This window comes from Aquiflexum sp., assembly GCF_977115555.1.
Genome location: NZ_CDSBKL010000240.1, coordinates 1 through 6,321, shown reverse-complemented (window position 1 = coordinate 6,321; position 6,321 = coordinate 1). Strand labels below are relative to the sequence as shown.

Here is a 6,321-nt window from a genome sequence, read left to right as displayed (position 1 = left end):
AAAGCCATCATGAGAAGGCAGGACCAATTTATCCTTATCAGCAATAAAAATGTGGATTCGGTAAAATTCGAAAACCTCGAAATAGATGAAAAAAGAAGGAAAGTGCTCCTACACCAAAAACGCGTGGACCTTACACCAAAGGAATTTGACCTGCTGATGTTATTGGCCAAAAGCCCCGGAAGGAGTTACAGCCGGTCAGAGCTTTTGGAATTGATATGGGGATATGACTTCAGTGGGTACGAACATACTGTCAATGCCCATATCAACAGACTCAGGTCCAAAATCGAGATGGATGCCAACAATCCAAACTTTATCCTGACCACTTGGGGTATCGGCTACCGCTTCAATGATGAATGGTAGAATTCTTTTGACCATAAAAATATGATCCTATGAAAAGTTTCTATTGGAGAATTGCTCTGGCTATTACACTCGTGATGACAGTGGTGGGATTTGCCTACATCATGATCACGACCATTGCTTCCAAAAATTATTTTCTTGAAACCACCCAAAAACTCAATGCCTCAGTGGCGGAATACCTTGTCAAAGAAGCACCTCCATTCAAAAACGGAGAGGTCAACGAGGAAGCTTTGGGAGTAATCATGCATTCCATGATGGCAGTCAATCCGAGTATTGAAGTGTTTCTGCTCGATCCTGAAGGGGAAATCCTCTCTTTTGTGGTCTTGGACTCCAAAGTCAAACTCAAGCGGGTGGACATTGCTCCTATCAAAGATTTCATCTCAACAAATGGATCAGAATTTATCTTGGGAGATGATCCAAGGTCAAATGGCTATCAGACCATATTTTCTGCCACGGAAGTCATTGAAGATGGCAAGCTTTTGGGATATGTCTACATCACACTGGCGAGTGAAAAATTTGAAGATGTGGCAGCAGGATTGTTGGGAAGCTATTGGCTCAAATTGACCTTGAATTCCTTCTTGGTCACGATGGTTGTGGCCTTACTCATCGCCTTGCTATTGACCGCACTCCTGACCAAAAACCTCAGGGAAATCGTAAAAACTGTCAATAAATTCAAGGATGGCGACCTCAAAGCCAGGATGCCTGAACTCAAATCAAACTCGGAATTATCGGTTCTTGCCAGCACATTCAACCAAATGGCTGACAATATCCTCCACAATATGGAAGAGTTAAAAAATGTCGACAGCCTGAGAAGGGAATTGATAGCCAATGTATCCCATGACCTTCGAAATCCTTTGGCAGTCATCAATGGCTATGTCGAAACAATGATGATCAAAGGAGATCAGATCACAGTGGCTGAAAGGGATCTGTACCTGAAAATCATCAATGACTCCTCGGATAAACTCACCAAGCTTGTAGCTGATTTGTTTGAATTGTCCAAGTTGGAATCAGGGCAAGTCCAGTTAAAAATGGAGCCTTTCAAAATCCAGGAACTGCTTTTTGATGCGTGCATGAAGTATGAACTCTTTGCGAAGGCAAAAAACATCAATCTCATCGCCGATATTTCCTCTTCTCTGCCGGTCGTGGAAGCAGACCTCTATCTGATGGACAGGGTTATCCAAAACCTCATTGACAATGCCGTGAAATATTCCCCGGAAAATGGCAACATTACCCTCAAAGCTTTTTATTGCCAGACAACTTTCAAAGTCTGCGTCAGTGTCAAAAATACAGGTTCAGGAATTCCTCAAAAAGACCTGGATTCTTTATTCAAAAGGTACTACATGGTAGATAAGGAGAAAAAGGGAATTGAAGGATCCGGTTTGGGTCTGGCTATCGTACAGAAAATAATGGAAATCCATGATTCGACCATCAAGGTTATTTCTGATTCTTCGAGTTTTACAGAGTTTGTTTTCGAATTGGATCCTATGGAGAATATGAATTAGGAGACAATTAGAATAAAAAATTAAAACATGTTTTAGCAATATCCTCTGTTTTGCCGGAAGGAAAAATTATAATAGTAGTCAATTCAGGGACAAATAGGTCACAAAAAACAGTTGGAAAGTCCTTGTCAGGCAGGTAAGATTCTTTGGCAAAACCCTTAAAGTTCAAGGCTTGTATTGGTTGGTTTTGTCAAAAAACCGGACACAGGAAGGGTGATTCATTTCCTGTTTTTTTCCAAATATGCTACATAGAAAAATTTATCCTCACATCATTTTCGTCCTAACGCTATTTTAGATTCCTGCTTTTTTGGATATGGATTTTAGCTGATCCACACCTTCAATCCCAGCAGGAACAAGCACGAAACATTTTCAAATTGAAACCTTTAGCCTCAAAAAGCAAAAAAAAAGGAGATGAAAACCAGCTCCCTTTTTTGAGTAAATAAAACCAAACAAAATGTTATTCCAATAGTGCATTTCCAAAAGGAATGGCTGCTGCGCCGCACCAAATGATACCGTGGGTGAATTTTGGATCAGGACTTGACGCAAGTGGATAAAAATGAGCCCCTGCCCTGTTGGCCAAACCTAGCAATTGGAAACTTCCACTTTCATTGAGTCTAAGACTTGAAGAAGTCGAGAGATAAACAGTGACCGTGCCGGTGGAAAATTTGGTAGTGAAGTTATCACTCAGACTCACATAATATTTACCGGCTTGGTCTCTTACCAGCTGCACAGTTCCCCTTGTGCCAGCTCCGCTTTGATTACTCAATGTCCCGCTTTTGAGTACTTCGAGAGTACCGGGAACATCTGCTATGCTGTCATCTTTGGGGAGTTTCTCCTTTTCACTTTCACAGGATGAGAAAATCAACAGCATTATCACGAGCATTCTGTTAAAATTTGTCATAATCATTCTATTTATTGATGGATATTGGATAAGTTTCTGAATAAAATTCTGTCACGGGAATAGATGATTTTCCCTTTGTTTTTTAAGTCATTCATGACAGTGGTCACAGTTTGCCTGCTTGTATCTGCCAGTTTAGAAAGGTCTTCATGCGATAGCCAGATTTTGAGCAGGGTTTCATCACCAAATTTTTGACCTGCTTTTTGGGCAAGGCTTAGCAGTGCCTCTTTGATTCGATAGGCGGCATCGTTGTTTAATAACCTTTGATGCCTGGTATTCATTTTATTGTATTCTTCCAAAACCAAAAGAGAAAGATCAGCCATAGAATTGGAGACATTTTCGAAAAAAGTTTCTGAAAGTTTAAGGCAATGGATCTCAGTATTGTCGGATAGCGTGACCGCTGAATTTTTGTAATAGAGTTCCTTCTGGAATAATGCATTCCATTCGCCAAATATTTCCCCTTCGGTTTTGATATCCTGGATAACCTGATCTCCTGACTCTGACACTTCCATTAACTTTACAGAACCGCTTTTGACCATAAAAAGCCTGTTTGCCAAATCTCCCTGTGTGTAGATGGATTGAAATTTTCCAAAAGTGTTGAATGGCAAAAACATCAAGCCCCTTTGAAAACCAGGCTGATGGCCTTCATTTTCTATCTTTCTCTGGATCGCGTTCATTGTGAATTTGGTTTTAGGTTGTAATAAATACCAAACCCGAAAACACCGCCGGAATAAATGTTTTTCCTTTGGAAAAGAAAGTCATTATAATTCCGATAGGTCAGGCTTAGGTGGATTTCCTTGTGGATAGGGACACTTGCCCCAAAGGTGTAACTTGTATATTCCGTACCATCTCCCCTGACAAAGTCTGTGACTTCAGTGATTTCATCCACAGATGTCAGGCCATTTAGCCGGGCATTGACCCAAACCTTGTCAGCAATCTTGTAGCCCAATTCCACCCCTACCGCGATCTGATCGCTGAATGAAATTCCGTCATATTGGGTTCTGTAATTGTAGGACCCGAACAAGGATCCATAAAAAGGAAAATCTCCCAAAGCAAAAGAAGTAGCCAAAGTGGTCCAGACATTGAATTCCCCATCCCCACTCGGAAGGTTGATTCTTTCAAAATCATTGACCGTACTGTTGGCAAAATTATTGGCTCTACCGGTTGGGATTTCGGGAGCTACGCTGATGGCCAAAGGAAAGTACTTCTTCAGCAATGCATGTTTGAATTCCAACCTCAAATCCCCAAGGCCTGAGACAGTTTCGGTTGTTTCAAATCCATTAAAGTTCTGAAGAGGCAAATTGCCTATAATGGTAAATTTATCTGTGATTCCATATTCCCCATACAGGACGATGCTTTGTTGGTGGAAGCGGTTGGTGACCAGTTTCTCTCCATCAAGTGTGAAGTAATCTTTAGAACTAAAGGTGTAAAAACTTGTCTGAAAGAATCCTTCGCCCTCAGATTTTGTCCAACCACTTTGTCCGCTAACCTCCTGAACCACAAAAACCAATGCCAATATTTGTAATACTCTTAGACTTTTCATTTTGAGAGGATTTAAGCATCCCGGTATTGCCGGGATGATGGAGAGTGTTTATTGCAACCTTGCATTTCCAAAGGGAATACCTACAGATCCGCACCAAAGGATCACATGGGTATATTTGCCCAAATCAGTACCTGCAGGAATCCGGAAGAAGTTTTCACCAGCATTTCTCACAGGACCTACCAACAATAGATTAGGGTTACCATTCCCGGGGTCAGGGGTAAAAGTATCAGAGGTTGACAGGTAAACAGTCACTGTACCGGTAGCCAATGCTGTGCGGAATGCACTGTTGAATGCTAAAAAAACCGTCCCCTGACTGTCAGGGCCAATAGAAGCAGTACCAGTACTGCCGGCACCATTCTGATCTGTAAATGCTCCGGAACGCTGTACTGTAAGGGTGCCGTTTGGCAGTGAGGAATCGATGATGACTGGATCTGTGTCTTCAGAACATGCTGCAAAGATGATGACAGCTAGAAATAGAATTACTTTTTTGATGGTGTGTTAGATTTTGTTTGAGACAAAATTGCCCATGATATATCACAAAAAAATCACGAAAATGTAAAGGTTCTTTGAAGTGAAAAAAACCGTGAAAAACAGGTTTAGCCTATTAATTTGATCTCATTTCCTAATTCGTGGACCCTTCGAGTCAGTTATGTTTAAAAAAACAGAATCAGCAATAATAAAACCTTTAAATTTCATGAAATAAAAAAGACCCCAACCATTCCCATGAAAAAGAAAATCCTTTATTCATTCCTTTTGATCCTCATATTTGGATTAGGATACGGAATCAATTATGCCTGGAAATCATTTCCACTGATCAGTTCATATGGTTCTAAGATCATGTGCAGTTGCATTTTCCTAGCGGAACGAACCGAAAATTCAGTGATGAGTCAAGAATTACGGGCTTTCCCGATCAATCTCGGAGATTTTGAAATTGACAGGGAAGGGAAAAAAGTTATCGGGAGTGTCTTTGGATTGGCCAAAAGGGTGGCTATCTACCGTGAAGGACAGGGTTGTACCCTGTTGTCAGGAATGGATGAAAACGAGGTCAGAAATCAAGTTTACTATGAAGTCCCAAAACCCAATTGGAGTCAGGATACCGTAAGTTGGCCAAACGGCGATAGGCTCAACGATTCCATTTTGAACCTACCCCAATACAAGAAGATTCAGGATTTGATCGATATCGAATTCGAGGATTCGGTCAAAAAGACCCATTTGACGCATATGATTGTTGTGTTGCACAAAGGACAGTTGGTGGCAGAAGGCTATGGCAATGACCATACTATCAATACCAAGCATACAAGTTGGTCTATGGGAAAAAGCATCATAAGCAACCTTGTCGGCCTTCAGGTAGACAAGGGTATCATGGATTTGGAACAAAACAGTTTACTTCCTGATTGGACAGATGAAAGAAGCAAGATCAACCTAAAAAACATGCTTCAGGCCACCAATGGACTGGATTGGGTGGAAGATTATGGAGGAGTGTCTGATGCGACGAATATGCTTTTTCTCAAACCTGATGCCGCAGCCATAGCAGCCTCCAAGCCACTCAAGTACGAACCGGGAACATACTTTTACTACTCAAGCGGGACAACAAACATCATGTCGAAAATTCTCCGCAACCAACTTGGTGAAGAAGATTATCAAAGATTGCCTTACGAAGGTTTATTCTATAAAATCGGAATGCACAATACCGTCATGGAAAAAGATGCTTCGGGGACATTTGTCGGTTCTTCCTTTGTATTTGCTCCGGGAAGGGATTTTGCGAGATTGGGCTTGTTGATGTTGGGCAAAGGGAATTGGCTTGGCGAACAGATACTTTCGGAAGATTGGGTGGAATTTGCCACGACTCCCGGAACAGCTGCTCCAAGGGGTGAATATGGCGCCCAATGGTGGCTCAATGCGGGTAATCCAACCAACCCTGAGGATAAAATATTTCCAAGCTTGCCAAACGATGCTTTTTATGCAGGGGGGGTTGAAGGACAATGGATTTTGGTGATACCCTCTCAGGATCTGGTAATCGTCAG

7 protein-coding genes are annotated in these 6,321 nt (G+C 41.6%); 3 read left to right on the top strand and 4 right to left on the bottom strand.

Annotation, left to right across the window (positions count from 1 at the left end):
• Both ACZFYI_RS13740 and ACZFYI_RS13735 read left to right on the top strand, forming a co-directional pair.
• Positions 1-360: winged helix-turn-helix domain-containing protein (locus ACZFYI_RS13740; protein WP_462524699.1), on the top strand; the 360-nt coding region annotated here is incomplete at its 5' end.
• 29 nt (positions 361-389) lie between these two features.
• The gene (locus tag ACZFYI_RS13735; protein WP_462524698.1) at positions 390-1,859 is read left to right on the top strand and encodes an ATP-binding protein; all 1,470 of its coding nucleotides are present in this window, start codon (positions 390-392) and stop codon (positions 1,857-1,859) included.
• A gap of 454 nt (positions 1,860-2,313) precedes the next feature.
• Here the strand turns inward: ACZFYI_RS13735 and ACZFYI_RS13730 are convergent, their stop codons facing one another.
• Genes ACZFYI_RS13730 through ACZFYI_RS13715 form a run of 4 tightly spaced genes read right to left on the bottom strand, consistent with a single transcriptional unit; the run spans position 2,314 to position 4,705 of the window.
• Positions 2,314-2,757, bottom strand: a complete 444-nt coding sequence (locus ACZFYI_RS13730) for a DM13 domain-containing protein (protein WP_462524697.1) — start codon at positions 2,755-2,757, stop codon at positions 2,314-2,316.
• Between the two features lie 11 nt (positions 2,758-2,768).
• Positions 2,769-3,431, bottom strand: a complete 663-nt coding sequence (locus tag ACZFYI_RS13725) for a Crp/Fnr family transcriptional regulator (RefSeq protein ID WP_462524696.1) — start codon at positions 3,429-3,431, stop codon at positions 2,769-2,771.
• Complete coding sequence (locus ACZFYI_RS13720) at positions 3,428-4,297, bottom strand: hypothetical protein (protein WP_462524695.1); 870 nt, start codon at positions 4,295-4,297, stop codon at positions 3,428-3,430. The genes ACZFYI_RS13725 and ACZFYI_RS13720 overlap by 4 nt, the downstream gene beginning before the upstream one ends.
• A gap of 48 nt (positions 4,298-4,345) precedes the next feature.
• Positions 4,346-4,705, bottom strand: coding sequence for a DM13 domain-containing protein (locus tag ACZFYI_RS13715; RefSeq protein ID WP_462524700.1), 360 nt, complete (start codon positions 4,703-4,705; stop codon positions 4,346-4,348).
• A 315-nt stretch (positions 4,706-5,020) separates the two neighbouring features.
• Between ACZFYI_RS13715 and ACZFYI_RS13710 the strand changes: the two genes are divergently transcribed.
• Positions 5,021-6,321, top strand: a 1,301-nt coding sequence (locus ACZFYI_RS13710) for a serine hydrolase domain-containing protein (protein ID WP_462524694.1), incomplete at its 3' end; no start/stop codon positions are given.